The sequence below is a fragment of the Chishuiella changwenlii genome (assembly GCF_900142565.1).
Classification (GTDB): Bacteria; Bacteroidota; Bacteroidia; order Flavobacteriales; family Weeksellaceae; genus Empedobacter; species Empedobacter changwenlii.
In genome coordinates this window covers 172,460-190,931 of the sequence record NZ_FRBH01000004.1, presented here as the reverse complement: position 1 = coordinate 190,931, position 18,472 = coordinate 172,460, and the positions used below count along the sequence as shown (strand labels likewise).

The window sequence follows — 18,472 nt, the reverse complement described above, 5'->3', positions numbered from 1 at the left end:
ATAAAAAAGAATCCCATTATCTATAGATAATGGGATTCTTTTTTATACTTTAATTAGTAATATTCTTAACTCTTAATATCCATAATATCTCGTAGAACGTTTCCGAAAATATTAAATCCGAGTACTAATAACATAATTGCTAAACCAGGAAAAATAGCTAAATGCTGTTTCCCTAAAATAATATGACTATAATGTTCTTTAATGATATTTCCCCAAGATGGAGTAGGAGGTTGAGCTCCAATTCCAAGGAAACTTAAACCGCTTTCTACTAAAATCGCAGAAGCAAAATTAGCAGCAGAAATAACAATAATTGGCGCTACAACATTTGGTAATATTTGATTGAATATAATTCTCATATCGGAAAAACCTAATGCTTTTGCAGCTTCAACAAATTCTTTTTCTCTATAAGAAAGAAATTGACCACGAACAACACGAGCAACTTCAACCCACATAGTTAATCCAACAGCAATAAAAATTTGCCAAAACCCTTTTCCAATGGCTAATGTTATTGCAATAACTAATAATAATGTAGGAATAGACCACACAACATTAATTAACCACATAATAAAATCATCTACTTTACCTTTATAGTATCCAGCAATTGCACCTAAAGTTACACCTACAAGTAAAGAAATAAATACAGCTATAAAACCAATTAGAAATGATATTCTTGTTCCGATAATTAAACGTGAATAAAAATCACGACCATAAGAATCTGTACCAAGAAGATATGTTTTGGTATAAACAAATTCTTTTTCAATTTCAGAAAAAGGAATATTATGTTTTGTCCAAGTTGAAGTAGCTATTTTTACAGGCTCTCCACTTAATCCATTTCCTAAATAAGGCGTGTATTCTACAAAATCCTGATTAATTTTTGCAGCAGTAATACTAATTTGTTCAGAATCGATTTCTTTACCAAAAAGATAATCAGCAAAACCAGTTTTACCAGTATAATTTGGTAATGGAATTTCTATTGTTTTTTGTTGATATCCAATAGGAGCAAAAGCAATTGTTACATCTTGTCTATTTGCATTTTCTGTTTTATCTGATGCAAATAAATAAGAAAAAATAGAAATAATTGCTGCTATTATTATAACGCAAAAAGAAAGAACACCAAGTGTGTTCTTTCTTAATTTATTGAATACGATTTGTGAAAATGAACCGTTTTCTTGTTTCATTATTTTATATCTCTTAAAACGTTAACCGCTTCGTTTAAATAAAAATCTTTTTGTAATCCTTTGAACCAGTTGTTACGTTTAGCTTTTAAAACTGTATCAGTTTTTGTTGTAACTAAATCGTTTTGATTCATCGAGATTTTAAAGCTATTCTTGTATTTATCTAAAGCTTCAAATTTTTTGATTTTATCTTCACGTGTTTTACGATAAACTTTATAATCTTCTAAATTTAATGGAATTTCTTTTACATCTTCTAATGATTTGATGAATTTGTAACTGTCATTCATTAAGTTTAAATGAGCATTATTTGCTAAACGCGCTTTACTGTTTGCTTTAATTTTTTCTAAATCAAATGATTTTGGCCATTTTGCAATTACTAATGGTTTAATTTGATCCCAGTTTAAAGCTTCTGGTCTAGCACCTTCGTTAATATCTTCGTACGTATATTGATCAACCATAGAAATGTCAGACTGAACTCCTTTTAATTGAGTAGAACCTCCATTTACACGATAGAATTTTTGAATTGTTAATTTAACAGCTCCGTATTCATCGCTTCCAGATTGACGATCTAATGGTAAAATAGTTTGTACAGTTCCTTTTCCAAATGTTTGTGGAGAACCAACAATAACTGCTCTTCCATAATCTTGCATTGCAGCAGCAAAAATCTCAGATGCAGATGCAGAAAGTTCGTTTACCATAACCACTAAAGGACCATCATAAGAAATAGCAGGGTCTTTATCTTCATGTATTTTTAACATTCCGTCGCTACGTCTTACTTGTACAACAGGACCTTGGTTGATGAATAATCCAGAAATTTTAATTACTTCTTCTAATGACCCTCCACCATTGTTACGCACATCAAAAATAAGCCCTTTGATATTTTCTTTCTTCAAGATTTCAATCTCTTTTTTGATATCTTCAGATGGGTAACGACCATTATCTTTTCCAAGTGGCGTATAAAATTCTGGTAAATAAATCATTCCATATTTATCACCTTTTTCGTCTGTAATTACAGATGAGCGAGCAAATACTTCATCGTACTCAATAACATCACGAATTAATGAAATTGTTTGTTGAGAACCATCTTTTTTCTTTACTGTTAAAACAACCTCAGTTCCTTTTTTACCACGAATTAAACGAATGGCATCGCTTAAAAGCATTCCAACAATATTTTTAGCTTCTCCTTTTTTACCTTGAGCAACTTTTATAATTTGATCTCCAACTTCTAATTTACCATCTTTCCAAGCAGGTCCACCAATTACTAATTCTGCAATTGTAGCATATCCTTTCTTGTCTTGTAATTTTGCTCCAATTCCTTCTAATTGTCCAGACATTTCGAATTCGAAATCTTCTTTACTTGTAGGAGAAAAATAAGTAGTGTGTGGATCATACTGCTCTGTAATAGCATTCATGTAAATAGAGAAATAATTTTCTCTTTTAGTTTGTTTAATTCTTCTGAAATAATCAGAGATTAAATCTTTCGTTTCTTCACGAGCTATTTTTTCAACCTCAGGGAATGGAGTGTCTTTTTGTATCTTTTTCTTTACATCAGCTAAAGGATCCTTTGGAGCTTTTTTCGCTAAAGAATCTTTTTTATCACCTTTTAATTCATCTTGTAAAGAAATAATTTCTAACATTACATTGTATTTAAGGTATTTTCTCCATAAATCTTTTGCTTCAGTTTTATCTTTTGCATATTTAGATGTTTTATAATCAATGCTAAAGTTTTCTTTTTTATTGAAATCAATAGGTTTTGACAAAACTTCCATAGAATATTTCTCAGCTTCTTCAATACGTTTGTAAATTGTATCTACAGTAGAATTGTAAAAGCTTAAATTTTCTGTTTTATAGTAATCATCTAGATTATGGTAATCTTTTTTGAATAAGTCATAATCAGATTGTAATAAAAAACGTTTACTTGGATCAATAAATTCTAAATATTTATTGAATACATTTTCAGAAAATTTATCATCTATCGTTGCAGGTTTGTAGTGAAGATAAGTTAATGTATTTCTTGTATTTTTTACAATTAATTTTTCTTTGTCATCACCGTTATCTAACATAGGTTTACAAAAGCAAAAAGCAAGTAAACTCATTGATAAAAACGATAATAAAACATACGTTTTTTTAATTAACATATTACGTTGTTGTTATTGAATTAATAATTTTAAGCGTCCTTCAAATATAAAACAAAAAAGAAATTAGAAGGAAGTTTTTTACATTTGTAAAAAACATAAATAAAAGTAATCATAAAATATGGAAAAACCGCTAATATTAGTCACAAATGATGATGGTATAACTGCACCAGGAATCAGAGCTTTAATTGATATTGCAAAAGAATTTGGAGAAGTTTATGTTGTTGCACCAGATAGTCCGCAAAGTGGAATGGGACATGCTGTAACATTAAATTCTACTCTTTTTTGCGATGAAATAGAAGTTGACGAAGGAATAAAAGAATATGCGTGTTCTGGAACACCAGTAGATTGCGTAAAATTAGCTGTTTCTCAGATACTACCTCGTAAACCAGATTTATGTATTTCTGGAATTAATCACGGTTCTAATTCTTCTGTAAATGTTATTTATTCGGGAACAATGTCTGCAGCTGTAGAGGCAGGTATAGAAGGTATTTCTGCAATTGGATTTTCTTTAGCAGATTTTTCTTACAATGCAGATTTTAATGCATCAGAAAAATTTATAAAAACAATTATTGCGCAAGTTTTAGAGCATAAATTACCAAAAGGGATTGTGCTTAATGTAAATATTCCTAAGCTAAAAGAATTTGATATTAAAGGAATAAAAGTATGTAGACAAGCTGATGCTAAATGGGAAGAAAAATTTGATAAGCGAGAAGATCCTCGTGGAAGAGTTTATTATTGGATGAGCGGAGAGTTTAAAAATCTTGATAAAGGTGAAGATACAGACGAAAAAGCACTTGCAGATGGATATATTTCTATTGTTCCAGTTCGTTATGATTTAACAGCACATCATTTTTTACCAGATTTAAGAAATTGGAATTTCTAGAATTTTTATTTAATTAGAGAAATTAAAGTAAAATAAAAAAAAGCTGCTTTCATTTTATGAAAGCAGCTTTTTAATTTATGTGATAATAACTTTATTTTACTGATTTTTTCTCAGCTTCACGATAGAAAGTTTCTTTTTTATCGTCTCCTAAAGTTTTATTTGCTTGAATTAAGTTACGAATTACAACACGATTAGTTGGTTCTATTTCGTACATTTTCTCAAGATAAGGAATTGCTTCAGAGAAAATAGCTTTACGTTTTGCTTCGTTAGCATTGTAAATTTCTTTTTCTTTTTTAGAGCTTCCTAAGTTATTGTTCATTACTTCAACAATATCTTTGTCTGGTCTTAAGATAGCTAAAACTAAGTTATTGTAAGCTTCTAAATGTTTTGGATTTAATTCAATCGCTTTTTTAAACATCTTTTTAGCTTCCTCAGCTTTTGAAGCATCATCTAAATATAAAACACCTAAGTTATAATAGTTTTGACCATCGTTAGGGTTGATTTTGATCGCTTCTTCAATACGTTGACGCATTTTATCTCCATTTCCAGAAACTTGGTAAATTCCTGTAGCAATAGAGTTAATATCTGCATCATTTGGATATTTAGCAGTCGCTTCTTCTACAATAGGATCATATTTTTTAGCAGTATATAAACCATTTAAAGCTAAAACATATAAATCTCTGTTATAGTTTTTTGTTTGATTTGCAGAAACTCCTGTAAAATCTTTTGCAGCTAATTCTTTTAAGATTGTTAATGATTTATCGAAATCATTTGCATTGTAAAAACAAATAGCAGCCTGATATTTATAGATTTCTTCTTTTGTACCTAAAGCCTCAACTAAGCTATAAACATTTAAGAATTTTGCACCAGCTTCTTGGAATTTTTTAGCTTCCATAGCTTTATTAGCACCTTCTAATTCTTTGTTTGCCAAGTTAGAAACTTCTGATTGTAAAAGAAAACCGTATTTTGGTTGTAAATCAACTTGTTTTGGTTTTGCATAATTACCTCCAGCAACAGCTTTATCTACATCTGCTTGAGAGTAGTAAAACTCATCTTTTTTAGAATCTTTATTTTTTACTTGCCAAACTTTTCCGTTTTCGTATTTAGCTAATTTAGCTAAATCTTGACTAGCTTTTGTTACATCACCTTTTGCTAAATTTTCTTTTGCTGATTTGTTATATTTTTCAGCTAAAGCAGATGGTTCTGTTGTTAATTCTTCTGTATTTGTTTGAGCGAATGAAGTTGTCATTGCTAAAACTAAACCTAAACTAAATAATAATTTTTTCATGATTATTCATTATTTGGATCCTCAGCTATGTTTTCTTCAGCTTGAGTTTCTTTGTTTTCGTTTTCGATTATAATTGGATTCCCTTCTTCATCAAGTTCTACTTCGTCCTCTAATTCTTCTTCGACAGCGATTTTTGCAACGGCAGCAATTTCATCATTCTTTTTCAAGTTGATTAATCTTACACCTTGTGTTGCACGTCCCATTACACGAATTTCATCAAGACCAGTTCTAATTGCAACACCAGATTTATTGATAATCATTAAATCATCTTCATCTGTTACAGCTTGTATTGCGATTAATTTACCAGTTTTATCTGTAATATTTAATGTTGTTACACCTTTACCACCACGGTTAGTTTCGCGATAATCTTCAATAGAAGAACGTTTTCCGTATCCTTGTTCAGAAACCACTAAAACTGTTTCTTGTTCAACATCAGAAACAACAATCATTCCGATTACTTCGTTATCTTCTGCATCACCTAAATTAATACCACGAACTCCAGAAGCAGTACGTCCCATTGGGCGAACTTTTTCATCTTCGAAACGAATTGCTTTACCATAACGAGAAGCAATCATAATTTGTGATTTACCATCCGTTAATAACGCTTCTAATAAAGTATCACCTTCACGAACAGTAATCGCATTAATACCGTTTGAACGAGGTCTTGAATATGCTTCTAAAGATGTTTTCTTAATGATACCATTTTTAGTAACCATAATTACGTAATGGTTATTTACGTATTCTTCGTCCATTAAATCGTGTGTACGGATATAAGCTTTTACTTTATCGTCTGGCTCAATATTAATTAAGTTTTGTATTGCACGACCTTTAGAAGTTTTAGAACCTTCTGGTATTTCGTACACTCTCATCCAATAACATTTTCCTTTCTCTGTAAAGAATAACATATATTGGTGATTAGATGCAGAAACGATATATTCTAAGAAATCTTCGTCACGTGTTGTGGCAGCTTTATTACCTACACCTCCTCTAGATTGTTTACGGTATTCAGAAAGTGGTGTACGTTTAATATATCCCATGTGAGAAATTGTTAACACAACATTTTCATCAGGAATTAAATCTTCAATATTTAAATCACCACCAGCATAATTAATATCTGTACGGCGTTCGTCACCATATTTTTTACGAACTTCTAACAACTCATCTTTGATAATTTGCATACGCAAATCTTCGTTTGCTAAAATCTCATTTAAATGATTAATCATTTTCATGATTTCTTCGTATTCTTCACGGATCTTATCTATTTCAAGACCAGTTAAAGTACGTAAACGTAAATCTAGAATTGCACGTGCTTGAATTTCTGATAAGCCAAAAGCTTCCATTAATCCAGAACGAGCTTCATCTGGTGTTGCAGACTCACGAATAATTCTTATTGCACGATCCAAGTCATCTTGTGTTCCGATTACTTTCATGTAACCTTCTAAGATATGTGCTCTTTCTTGTGCTTTTCTCAATTCGTATTCCGTACGACGAACAATTACTTCGTGACGGTGTTCTACGAAATGATAAATCATATCTTTTAGGTTTAACTGTTCTGGTCTTCCTTTAACCAAAGCAATGTTATTTACACTAAAAGATGATTGTAATTGAGTATATTTAAATAACTTGTTTAATACTACATTAGGAACAGCGTCCATTTTAAGAACATAAACAATACGCATTCCTTTACGGTCAGATTCATCACGAATTTCAGAAATACCATCTAATTTACCATCTTTTACCAATTCAGCAGTTTTAGCAATCATGTCTGCTTTATTTACTTGGTAAGGAATTTCTGTTGCAATAATACAGTCGCGTCCGTGTACTTCTTCGAAATTTGTTTTAGCACGTAAAACTACACGTCCACGTCCAGTTTCGAATGCTTGTTTTACACCGTCGTAACCATAGATTGTTCCTCCAGTTGGGAAATCTGGTGCTTTAATATATTGCATTAATTCGTCAATCATAATATCACGATTGTCGATGTAAGCAATTGTACCGTCAATAACTTCTGTTAAGTTATGTGGCGCCATATTAGTAGCCATACCAACAGCGATACCAGAAGCTCCATTAACTAATAAGTTAGGTACACGAGTAGGTAATACAGTTGGTTCCTGAATTGTATCGTCAAAATTTAATTGAAAATCGACAGTTTCTTTATCTAAATCAGCTAATAGCTCATCTGATATTTTTTGAAGCTTAGCTTCAGTATAACGCATTGCAGCTGGTGGATCACCATCTACAGATCCGTAGTTACCTTGTCCGTCCACTAGTAAGTAACGTAATGACCAAGGTTGCGCCATACGTACCATTGTATCGTAAACTGAACTGTCACCGTGAGGGTGGAATTTACCTAAAACTTCTCCTACAATACGTGCAGATTTTTTATAAGTTCGATTAGAAAAAACACCTAATTCATACATTCCGAATAAAACTCTACGGTGTACAGGTTTTAAACCATCACGTACATCCGGAAGCGCACGAGATACGATTACCGACATCGAATAATCGATGTAAGCGGATTTCATTTCATCCTCAATATTTATTGGGATTAGTCTTTCTCCTTCAGTCATATTGTTTTGATATAATAAGGTGGCTAATATACAAATTTTAAGCTAAAAAAAGAGTGATAAATACAAGATATTTGATGTTTTATGAAACTTTTAAGTATTATTTTTGCCTTTAATTAACCTATATTTAAAAGTGTTGATAAGTTTAGGAACTTATTGTTTTAATTTATCTTGTTTAACAGAAAAAAGTTTTTATATTTGCACTTCGAAAATTACAAATTGTAGAACGGACACGGTTTACTATTAATTCATTTTTTTTGTAATTTTCTAAATTTGATTTTTGAATTAATAATATTAACTGTATATTTGCAACCCCATTCGAGTAATGGATAAAACTTTGTAAAGATGAGTAAAAGAACATTTCAACCAAGTAACAGAAAGAAAAGAAACAAACACGGATTCCGTGAGCGTATGGCTTCAAAAAACGGACGTAAAGTATTAGCGTCTCGTAGAAAGAAAGGAAGAAAAGCATTAACTGTTAGTGCCGTAAGAGCTAAGAGATAATCGCTACAATTCATAAAAAATAAGCTTGAAGGTCTTTCTTTCAAGCTTTTTTTTTACATTTGTTCTAAAGACTGTAAAAAAGTATGGAAGCTAAAAATGTAATTGAGTTAACTCAGTCATCTATATATCAAAGAAATCATTTAGTATTATCGAATGTTAATTTTTCATTGGGACAAGGTGAATTTGTTTATCTTATTGGGAAAACGGGAAGTGGAAAAAGTAGTTTATTAAAAGTACTTTATGGAGATTTACCATTACAATCTGGTCAAGGTGCTGTTGTTGGAATGGATTTAAAATCTCTAAAAACAAGCAAAATTCCTGATTTGAGAAGACATTTAGGGATTGTTTTTCAAGATTTTCAATTATTAACTGATCGTACAGTTGAACAAAATCTAACTTTTGTTTTAAAAGCAACAGGTTGGAAAGATAAAGCATCAATAGAAAAACGTATTGATGAAGTTTTAGATTCTGTAGGAATGTTATCTAAAAAGAAAATGATGCCTTTTAGACTTTCTGGTGGAGAACAACAACGTGTTTCTATTGCTAGAGCCCTATTAAATCATCCTGAATTAATTTTAGCAGATGAGCCAACAGGAAATTTAGATCCAGAAACTTCTAATGATATTATGGATTTATTGTTGTCTGTCTCAAAACAAAATAATTGTGCAGTTGTAATGGCAACGCATGATTATGATATTATTCGTCGTTATCCTGCTCGTAAAGTTAGATGCGAGGAAGGTAGATTGTTCGAAGTAACAGAAGCAATTACTGAATAAAAATATGACCTATCTTAAGTGTAATTTTTTAATAAATTATCTTAAATTATCCTTCATTACAATATAATCAAATAATATGTATCAAGGTAAAGACCTCCATTTTGTTAGTATGGATGTTCCTTATCCTCCTAATTATGGAGGTATTATAGATGTTTTTTATAAGTTAAAAGCATTTAGTCATTTTGATGTTGAAATTCATTTGCATTTGTTTGGTTTTAAAGAGTGTGATGTTGATATTTTTAAAAAATATGCTAAAAATGTCTACTTTTATCCTATACATCAAAAACCACATTATATTTTTCAAAAATATCCCTTATCTGTAAGATCAAGGGATAGTAAACTGTTTTATGAGAGAATAAAAAGTTTAAAAGCACCTATTTTTTTCGAAAGCTTAAAAACTACTTTTATATTGAATAAATATAGCTTAGATGACTATCCAAAGTATCTGAGATTGCACAATATAGAGCAAAATTACTTTTCTGGTTTAGCTAGAAGTGAAAAAAATATTATAAAAAAAGCATTGTATAATATTGAGTCGAAAAAATACATTGATTACGAAAAAATAATTCATCAGTTCGATGAAGTTTTTACAATCTCTAAATTTGAACAAAATTATACCAAAGAAAAATTTAATAAAGGAAAGTTTATACCTGTTTTTCATGGAAATAAAGAATTTCAATTATTAAGTGAAGAAGGGAAATTTGCTCTGTATCATGGTGACTTAAGAACTTCAGATAATCGTAAGGTTGTAAGTTTTCTAATAGATGTTTTTAAAGAAATTGATTATCCATTTGTTATTGCATCAGGGACTAAAGAAGAATGGGTGAAATCTAAAATCCAAAATTTTGATCATATAAAATTTGTCAAATTAAAAGATTTTGATCATTTGAAAGAACTTTTCGGAGATGCGCATCTTAACGTATCTTGGTCTTTTCAAGAATCTGGAACAAAGCTCAAAATAATTAATGCTTTATTTAATAGTCGCTTCTCGATAATTAATAAAAATGTAATAGATGACGAGGTAATTAGTAGTCTATGTACAAAAGTTTCGAATAAATCTGAGTTAATTGAAGCTATTAATAAATTAAAAGATCAACCTTTTACAGTTTCAAATGAATATATTAATACTCTTGAGCATTATTTGAATAATAAATTGAATGCAGAAATTATTTTGAAACAAATTTTTAGTAAATTATAAAATAAAGATTATAAGCATACGATTCACTTTAAGGTATTGTTTTTAATAAATTATATTTTAAAGTGAATTGTAATTTTATCTACTTTTTAATTTGTTCAAAAATAGCTTTTAATTTCATTTCTTCATTTTCCCAACAAAGCTCTTTAGCAGCTATGGCTAAATTTTCTTGGTAACTGATTTTTCCTTCAGCTAGCATTTCTTGTAGTTTAATAGCAAGATGTTGTGGCGTATGATTATCAATTACTTTTCCTATTTTATAATCCAAAACAGTTTGTTTTATCTCAGGTAAATTTGTCGCTAGTACTGGAGCCTTTGCTTGTACAAAATCAAATAATTTATTAGGTAATGCATATCGATAGCTTAAACCTAAATCTTCTTCTAAGCTCATTCCAACTTCAGCTAAAGGGGTAATTGTTTTTAACGTTTTTGGCGGGATATTTCCTAAAAAATGAATGCGATCAGTTAAATTTAAATCCTTTACCAACTGTTCATATTCTTGTTTTTTAGGACCATCTCCAGCTATCCAAAATTGACAATTGTTAATAGAAGTAAATGCTTCAATCATTTTATCAATTCCACGACTAAGACTAATAGCTCCTTGATATAAAAGAATTTTTTCGTTATTTGGATTTTCTGGTAATTGAAAGAATATAAAATCTTGATTTTCGTTGAATTTTATGCGATTAGGAACATTTCTAATAACCGATGGGTTAACATTATATTCTTTTTTAAACCAATTCGCATAACCATCGCTAACAGTATAAAAATATTTAATCTTAGGAAGAAGAAATTTTTCTAAGATTTTCCATACTTTTTTAGTTTTTGGACGATCGTGCAAAGAAGGTAATTCCGAATAAATTTCGTGACTATCAAAAACAAGAGGTAGCTTTTTTATTTTACTAATCAAATAAAAAGGTAATAAACTATCTAAATCATTCGCAAGCAAAATAGTTTTTTTGTCAGCTTTTTTTAATAAAGTAAAAAATAATTTAAAGTTGAATTCTATATACTTTTTCATGGTTGATTGATTTCTCATTTCAATCAAATGTGTCGCATATAATTTGTTTAAAACTGGTTTACTATATAAAGTTGCACCAATTAATTCGACATCATATCCAAATTTTAATAATGAGTTACAAACTTTATCTAATCGTTGATCGGTCTCGATATTATTTAGAACTGCAGATAGAATTTTCAATTTAAAATGTTTTTAAATTACTTTCCAGGTTTAAATACAAGGTAATAAGCTTGTACTAAAAATAAAATTGCATTTGGTATAAGAACTGGCCAAGCTTCTATCATAGAAGCATAAACAACAAAGCAAATACAACCAATTCCATTAATAATACGTATTACTGTAATTTTAGAAAAAAAGAATCCTAAAATAATAAATATCGATGCTAAATAACCGAAAATATCGGCAAAACCTATGTTTGATAAAAAATCCATAGAATGATAAATAAGAATGATAAAGTATTGGCAAAATTATAAAAAATAAGTCGATAACTTTGTGTAAATTTGCACAATGATAGAAACTTTATCAAAAATAAAACACAAAGATTCGTCAAATTTCTTCTTAATAGCCGGTCCATGTGCTATTGAAAATGAAGATATGGCTTTAAGAATTGCTGAAAGAGTAGTGGAAATTACGAATAAATTAGAGATTCCTTATATATTTAAAGGATCTTTTAAGAAGGCAAATCGTTCTCGTATTGATAGTTTTACAGGAATTGGAGATGAAAAAGCATTAAAAATTATTCAGAAAGTTGGAGAAACATTTGATGTTCCTACAACAACTGATATTCATGAGCCTTTTCATGCCGAACTTGCAGCTGCTTATGTAGATGTTTTACAAATTCCTGCGTTTTTAGTTCGTCAAACAGATTTAGTTGTTGCTGCGGCTAAAACAGGTAAACATGTAACATTAAAAAAAGGACAATTCCTTTCTCCTGAAGCAATGAAGTTTCCAGTAGAAAAGGTAATTGATTCTGGTAATAAAAATGTTGCCATCATAGAAAGAGGAACTATGTTAGGTTACGGAGATTTAGTAGTTGATTATAGAGGAATTCCTGTAATGCAAAATTATGCACCAGTTATTTTAGATACAACTCACTCTCTTCAACAACCAAATCAAGCATCTGGTGTTACTGGAGGTAAACCAGAATTAATTGAAACAATTGCTAAAGCAGGTATTGCTGTTGGTGCAGATGGTATTTTTATTGAAACTCATCCAGATCCAAAAAATGCAAAAAGCGACGGGGCAAATATGCTACAATTAGATTTATTAGAAGGATTGATGACTAAATTAGTTAGAGTACGTCAAGCAATTTTATAAAAAAAAATAATAATTTATTAATGATACTTAATCTAATGATTAAGTATTTTTAATTTTTTAGATATGAATAATTTAATTCAGAAATATAATATTCCAGGACCACGTTATACAAGTTATCCAACTGTACCATTTTGGGACAATGATAGCTTTTCTAAACAACGATGGATAGAAACCTTTCAACAATCATTTGATGAAAGTAATGAAGAAGAGGGAATATCACTTTATATACATTTACCATTTTGTGAGGCTTTATGTACTTTTTGTGCATGTAACAAAAGAATTACAAAACAACATTCTGTAGAGGTACCATATATTGATACTGTTCTAAAAGAATGGAAATTGTATATAGATTTATTTTCATCTCGACCAAAAATAAAAGAAATTCACTTAGGAGGAGGTACGCCAACTTTCTTCTCACCAGAAAATTTGAAAAAATTAATGGATGGAATTTTTGAATATGCAGATGTTGCAGATGGATACGAATTTAGCTTAGAAGGTCATCCTAATAATACAACAAGAGAACATTTACAAATGTTGTATGATTTAGGGTTTAGACGTATTTCTTATGGTGTACAAGATTATGATCTAAAAGTACAGAAAGCAATTAATCGCGTTCAACCATTCGAAAATGTAAAGCAAGCGACAGAAGAAGCACGCGAAATAGGTTTTACTTCGGTTTCTCACGATTTAATTTTCGGATTACCTCATCAAACATTAGAAGGTATGACGGAAACAATTAATCTAACAAAAGCATTAAACCCAGATCGTATTTCATTTTACAGTTATGCACATGTGCCTTGGATAAAAGGAGTTGGTCAACGCGGTTTTCAAGATGAAGATTTACCTTCACCAGAGCAAAAAAGAGAATTATACGAAGAAGGGAAAAGAATGTTCGAGGAAATGGGATATTTCGAAATAGGAATGGATCATTTTGCATTAGAACACGATTCTATGTACCAATCTATGAAGAACCATACTTTACACCGTAATTTTATGGGTTACTCTTCATCTAAAACTCAATTAATGGTTGGGTTAGGAGTTTCTTCTATTAGTGATTCTTGGTATAGTTTTGCTCAAAATGAAAAAACTGTAGAAGAATATGAAAAATCAATTCATAGTGGAGAATTATCTGTTTTTAAAGGACATATATTATCCGAAGAAGATTTGATTATGCGTAAACATATTCTAAACTTGATGTGTAATTTAGAAACATCTTGGGAAGGAGAAAAAATGCAAATTAATAATATTGAACGAATCAAAATAATGTTAGAAGACATGATTGATGATGGTTTAATAGAGTTTAAAGAAAACGGTTTAATAGTTAAGGAAGAGGGGCGTCCATACGTTCGTAACGTATGTATGACGTTCGATAAAAGGATGATAGACAATCAACCAGAAACTCGAATTTTCTCGATGACGATTTAAGAAATTGATAAAGTTATTAGACATTATCAAAAAAAAGTATATATTTGAATATCTCAAACAATGAAAGAAATAGAAATTAACGGTAAAAAATTCGTGCCGTACATCGCTTTTGAAGAAATAGAACAAGCCATTAAAAATATGGCAAACGAAGTTTATGAAGAATATAAAGATGAAAGACCAATTTTTGTCGGTGTTCTAAATGGAGTTGTAATGTTTTTCAGCGATTTCTTAAAACAATATCAAGGTGAATGTGAAATTTCATTTTTAAAACTAAAATCTTACGAAGGTACAGAATCAACAGGAAGTGTTCAAATTGAGATGGACATACCAATGAGTGTTGAAGGTCGTCATGTGATTATTTTAGAAGATATTGTTGATACAGGTAATACTTTAGTAGAATTGCACCGAATTTTAAAAGAGAAAAAGGTAAAGTCTTTAAAAGTTGCAACATTATTATTTAAACCAGATGCTTATAACAAAGACTTAAAAGTTGATTTAGTAGGAATTTCGATTCCTGATAAATTTGTTGTTGGTTATGGATTAGATTATGATGGACTTGGAAGAAATTTACCAGATATTTATCAAATAAAACATTAAAACAAAATGCTAAACATTGTATTGTTCGGCCCTCCTGGAAGTGGTAAAGGAACACAAGCTAAATTCTTAGAAGAAAAATATCAAACTCCGCAAATCTCTACAGGAGATTTATTTCGTTACAATTTAAAAAACGAAACTGAATTAGGTGCTTTGGTAAAATCTTATATGGATAAAGGGCATTTAGTTCCAGATGAGGTGACAACAAATATGTTGATCGATCATTTGGATAATAATCCTAATACAAACGGATATATTTTTGATGGTTATCCACGCACAACAGCTCAAGCGGAAGCATTAGATAAAATCTTGGCAGAAAAATACGATAACGAAGTTTCTATTACATTAGCATTAGTTGTTGATGATGAGATTTTAGTTGAACGTTTATTAGAAAGAGGTAAAACTTCTGGACGTGCTGATGATATTGATGAAAAAATTATCAGAGATCGTATTACAGAATATTACGAAAAAACTGCAATTGTAGCTGAACACTACAAAAAACAAGGAAAATGGATTGAAATTGATGGAGTTGGTTCTATTGATGAGATTACAGAAAAATTGAACGCAGCAATAAGAGAAGTATTATAATTTTCTTATTATATCATAAACAAAAAGGTTTCTAATTAGAAACCTTTTTGTTTATTTATTAGTTTTTATATCAATTAAATAAGGTTTTAAGTGATAATTAGTCGTGCTTCTAAAACCTTTATCAATAATTAATTGAAGTTGCTTGTTTGGTTCTAAACTAACTTCTAGACTTAAACTCTTTCCGTCTTCAGAATAACCAATTACTTTAGTAATTCTTATTAAATTTTTTTCACCCAATGGACCTAATTCAAAACTTCGGAAGTTTTTATTCATGGGTTGAGAAAAATGTATCGTTAATTGTTTAATTGAAGAATCAACGTTTTGATTACCGTTTTCAAATTGTTCAATTTTTGTTACATATGGTCTATTATTCTCATACTCATTCTTATAATTTATAACAGATTTATCAAAATAATTTGCCTTGTCAACAAGTGATATCAAATCATTCTCATTATTATAATCCAGCTCTATTAAATTTTTTATAGCTTGTTTTTTATTATCTGCTTGCTCATAATATTTTTTACAAATAGCATAACCAACAAAATAACCTAAATCTCGCATTTTAAATTGGTTGTCAGGATTATTCCATAACCAATTGTAAACATTAGGCGAAAACATTTCTTTAGAATATTCCTGTTTTATCTTTTCTTCATTCTTAAAACCGAATTCAATTTGTGGATTTGGAGATTTAGTTTTAAGTGTTACCTCAGTTAAAAATTCTGCAACACCTTCCATCATTGTTTGTGCTAAAAGGGAATTACCTATTGTTGATTTTTGTTGTGTATGAATATATTCATGAACATTTAAAAACTCTAAATCATTTATAGGATTTGTATTGAAATAATTAATTAAATAAGGAAAGTCTTTTTTAATTTCCTCTGTATAAGTTTTGGTATCCGTCATTGCTATTTCAGCACCAATTAAAACTTTATCTTGCATTGTTGTACCATTAGTTCTTAAAGCACCAATAGTAAAATATATTTTTGCAGGTTTAGCTTCGGGATAAATTTTAGTAAATTTCTTTAATCCTTTTTCAATCTTCTTAGCATAATTATTAGCAGATAATGTGTTATTTCTAACAGAATTCCAAAATTTAGGGTAATTACGAATGGCATAAATATAACTTTCAGCGGTATAATTTCTTGCTTGCATAATAGCTGATAAGCCAGGAGTTCCTTTCGATATGTACATTTCTTTGATATGCTCAATTTGTTTTATAGAATCTTTTTCTTGTATAATAACATCGTAGGTATTCCAAAATCGCTGAATATCATCAGTAACTACCAGTTTTTTAGATTGACAAAAAGCAAACATGCTTAGAAATAAAGCACATAAATAAAATATTTTCTGCATATAAGTGTTAATTTAGTAATTAACGCAATATACAATTAGATATTATTGTAAAAATAAAACGGTTCCGAAATTTACGAAACCGTTTATATATGTATTATTACATTTTGAATTTTATAGTTTTTCAACTAAGCCTTTACAGATATTTTTTACAATACTTGGACCTTCATAAATAAACCCTGTATAAACTTGTAATAAACTTGCGCCAGCTTCTAATTTTTCTATCGCATCTTCTGTTGTATGTATACCTCCAACTCCAATAATAGGAAAAGCTTTGTTAGATTTTTCTGAAAGATATCTAATAACTTCTGTTGAACGGTTTGTTAATGGTTTTCCAGAAACACCACCAGTTTCTTTTATAATTTCTGGATCAGATTTTAATCCCTCTCTAGAGATTGTAGTGTTAGTTGCTATAACTCCAGCTATCTTAGATTCTAAAACAATTTCGATAATATCATCTAATTGAGAATCCGTTAAATCTGGTGCAATCTTTAATAGAATAGGTTTTGGTTTCTCGTGTTGTTGATTGTATTGTTGTAGATAATTTAATATGTATAAAAGTGGTTCTTTCTCTTGTAAATCTCTTAATCCAGGAGTATTTGGAGAACTTACATTAACTACAAAGTAATCTACATAATCAAATAAAGCATTAAAACATTTTATATAATCATCTACAGCATCTTCATTTGGTGTAAGTTTATTTTTCCCGATGTTTCCACCAATAATATATCGTTCTCTATGTTTTAATTCTTGAATTTTTTTTACAGCAAAATCAGCACCTTTATTATTAAATCCCATTCGGTTAATAACAGCTTCATCTTCTACTAAACGAAACATTCTTGGAGCATCATTACCAGGTTGTGGTTTTGGAGTAACAGTTCCTATTTCTATAAAACCAAATCCGAAGTGGTTCAATTCTTCTATGAATTCAGCATTTTTGTCGAAACCAGCGGCTAATCCGATAGGATTTTTAAATTTTATTCCAAAAACTTCTCTCTCTAAACTAGGATGATTGAATTGATAATTCTTATCTAATAGTTTTCCAACACCAGGAAAAGAAGTATAATTTTTTAAGTTTCTCATCACAAAATGATGAGCTTCCTCTGGTTGTAATTGAAATAGTATTTTTTTGATGTGTTTGTACATGCTGCAAAATTAATCAAATCAGAATTGATTATTTATTTTTTAGCTTAATATTTTGTATCGTTTCAAGAAGAGAAATATTAATTGTTTTTAATAATTCAATTTACAATTAGATGAAATAACCAAACGATAATAATTTCTGAATTTCATCATTAAATTTCATTCTCAGAATTTTTATTTTCTCTAGAAAATATTTCTTTATTTAATAAAGAAAGCTGACTAAATAATATAAATAAAGAAGAAGATCCTCCAAATGCAATAGCTAATAAAGCATAGTTCTTGGTCTTAATTCCCGTGTAAACTAAAAAAATAGAAGTTGCAAACATTATTGTACTAAAAACGATAACAATTGTTTTTAACTTCTTTTGTTTCAGGAGTAATTCTTCTAATGAGAACTTCTCTAGATTATTGTTTTTTTTCATGTGTTGTGTTAATTATTAGATAAAAGTATATCATTTTTTTTAAATTCAAGTAAAGTATTCGTTCAAAACAATTTAAATAAGATTTT

17 protein-coding genes are annotated in these 18,472 nt (G+C 29.5%); 8 read left to right on the top strand and 9 right to left on the bottom strand.

The annotated features are described in order from the left end of the window. Positions 1-65 precede the first annotated feature (65 nt). A complete protein-coding gene (locus tag BUA86_RS05740; RefSeq protein WP_072930699.1) occupies positions 66-1,178 on the bottom strand; it encodes an ABC transporter permease in 1,113 nt (370 codons plus the stop codon). Next, entirely contained in the window at positions 1,178-3,238 is a 2,061-nt protein-coding gene (locus BUA86_RS05735) for a carboxy terminal-processing peptidase (protein WP_083580311.1), read from the bottom strand. Before BUA86_RS05735 ends, BUA86_RS05740 begins: the two co-directional genes overlap by 1 nt. 193 nt (positions 3,239-3,431) lie before the next feature. On the opposite strand from BUA86_RS05735, the gene surE reads away from it, so the two are divergent. After that, positions 3,432-4,196: a 5'/3'-nucleotidase SurE gene (surE, locus tag BUA86_RS05730; protein WP_072930695.1), complete on the top strand. Its 765-nt coding sequence runs from the start codon at positions 3,432-3,434 to the stop codon at positions 4,194-4,196. A gap of 91 nt (positions 4,197-4,287) precedes the next feature. On the opposite strand, the gene BUA86_RS05725 is transcribed toward surE, so the two are convergent. Next, on the bottom strand, positions 4,288-5,484 hold the full coding sequence (locus BUA86_RS05725; protein ID WP_072930693.1) for a tetratricopeptide repeat protein: 1,197 nt from the start codon (positions 5,482-5,484) through the stop codon (positions 4,288-4,290). A 2-nt stretch (positions 5,485-5,486) separates the two neighbouring features. Then, positions 5,487-8,054 (bottom strand): DNA gyrase subunit A, encoded by a 2,568-nt coding sequence (gene gyrA / locus BUA86_RS05720; RefSeq protein WP_072930692.1) that lies wholly within the window; start codon positions 8,052-8,054, stop codon positions 5,487-5,489. A 342-nt stretch (positions 8,055-8,396) separates the two neighbouring features. On the opposite strand from gyrA, the gene rpmH reads away from it, so the two are divergent. The 3 genes from rpmH (at position 8,397) to BUA86_RS05705 (ending at position 10,529) form a co-directional block, all read left to right on the top strand. After that, positions 8,397-8,555 carry a 50S ribosomal protein L34 gene (gene rpmH / locus BUA86_RS05715; protein ID WP_072930690.1) on the top strand — a complete coding sequence of 53 codons (159 nt, stop codon included), beginning with the start codon at positions 8,397-8,399 and terminating at the stop codon, positions 8,553-8,555. A gap of 83 nt (positions 8,556-8,638) precedes the next feature. After that, on the top strand, positions 8,639-9,331 hold the full coding sequence (locus BUA86_RS05710) for a cell division ATP-binding protein FtsE (RefSeq protein WP_072930689.1): 693 nt from the start codon (positions 8,639-8,641) through the stop codon (positions 9,329-9,331). A 76-nt stretch (positions 9,332-9,407) separates the two neighbouring features. Continuing rightward, complete coding sequence (locus BUA86_RS05705; RefSeq protein ID WP_143147250.1) at positions 9,408-10,529, top strand: hypothetical protein; 1,122 nt, start codon at positions 9,408-9,410, stop codon at positions 10,527-10,529. Positions 10,530-10,608: 79 nt separating this feature from the next. Here the strand turns inward: BUA86_RS05705 and BUA86_RS05700 are convergent, their stop codons facing one another. Both BUA86_RS05700 and BUA86_RS05695 read right to left on the bottom strand, forming a co-directional pair. Then, complete coding sequence (locus BUA86_RS05700) at positions 10,609-11,727, bottom strand: glycosyltransferase (RefSeq protein WP_072930685.1); 1,119 nt, start codon at positions 11,725-11,727, stop codon at positions 10,609-10,611. Between the two features lie 17 nt (positions 11,728-11,744). Continuing rightward, positions 11,745-11,978, bottom strand: a complete 234-nt coding sequence (locus BUA86_RS05695) for a uroporphyrinogen decarboxylase (RefSeq protein ID WP_072930683.1) — start codon at positions 11,976-11,978, stop codon at positions 11,745-11,747. Positions 11,979-12,054: 76 nt separating this feature from the next. Here BUA86_RS05695 and kdsA point away from each other — a divergent pair, with 76 nt between their 5' ends. From kdsA to BUA86_RS16255, 4 genes are all read left to right on the top strand, one after another. Next, positions 12,055-12,864, top strand: a complete 810-nt coding sequence (gene kdsA, locus BUA86_RS05690) for a 3-deoxy-8-phosphooctulonate synthase (protein WP_072930681.1) — start codon at positions 12,055-12,057, stop codon at positions 12,862-12,864. 63 nt (positions 12,865-12,927) lie between these two features. Further along, positions 12,928-14,289: an oxygen-independent coproporphyrinogen III oxidase gene (hemN, locus tag BUA86_RS05685; RefSeq protein WP_072930679.1), complete on the top strand. Its 1,362-nt coding sequence runs from the start codon at positions 12,928-12,930 to the stop codon at positions 14,287-14,289. Between the two features lie 60 nt (positions 14,290-14,349). Further along, positions 14,350-14,886 carry a hypoxanthine phosphoribosyltransferase gene (hpt, locus tag BUA86_RS16260; protein ID WP_072930676.1) on the top strand — a complete coding sequence of 179 codons (537 nt, stop codon included), beginning with the start codon at positions 14,350-14,352 and terminating at the stop codon, positions 14,884-14,886. A 6-nt stretch (positions 14,887-14,892) separates the two neighbouring features. Continuing rightward, positions 14,893-15,471 (top strand): adenylate kinase, encoded by a 579-nt coding sequence (locus BUA86_RS16255; protein ID WP_072930674.1) that lies wholly within the window; start codon positions 14,893-14,895, stop codon positions 15,469-15,471. 51 nt (positions 15,472-15,522) lie between these two features. Here the strand turns inward: BUA86_RS16255 and BUA86_RS05670 are convergent, their stop codons facing one another. From BUA86_RS05670 to BUA86_RS05660, 3 genes are all read right to left on the bottom strand, one after another. Next, positions 15,523-16,824 (bottom strand): DUF2268 domain-containing protein, encoded by a 1,302-nt coding sequence (locus BUA86_RS05670; RefSeq protein ID WP_229731738.1) that lies wholly within the window; start codon positions 16,822-16,824, stop codon positions 15,523-15,525. A gap of 111 nt (positions 16,825-16,935) precedes the next feature. Continuing rightward, a complete protein-coding gene (locus BUA86_RS05665; protein ID WP_072930670.1) occupies positions 16,936-17,967 on the bottom strand; it encodes a quinone-dependent dihydroorotate dehydrogenase in 1,032 nt (343 codons plus the stop codon). 149 nt (positions 17,968-18,116) lie between these two features. Continuing rightward, entirely contained in the window at positions 18,117-18,386 is a 270-nt protein-coding gene (locus BUA86_RS05660) for a hypothetical protein (RefSeq protein WP_072930668.1), read from the bottom strand. Positions 18,387-18,472 lie beyond the last annotated feature (86 nt).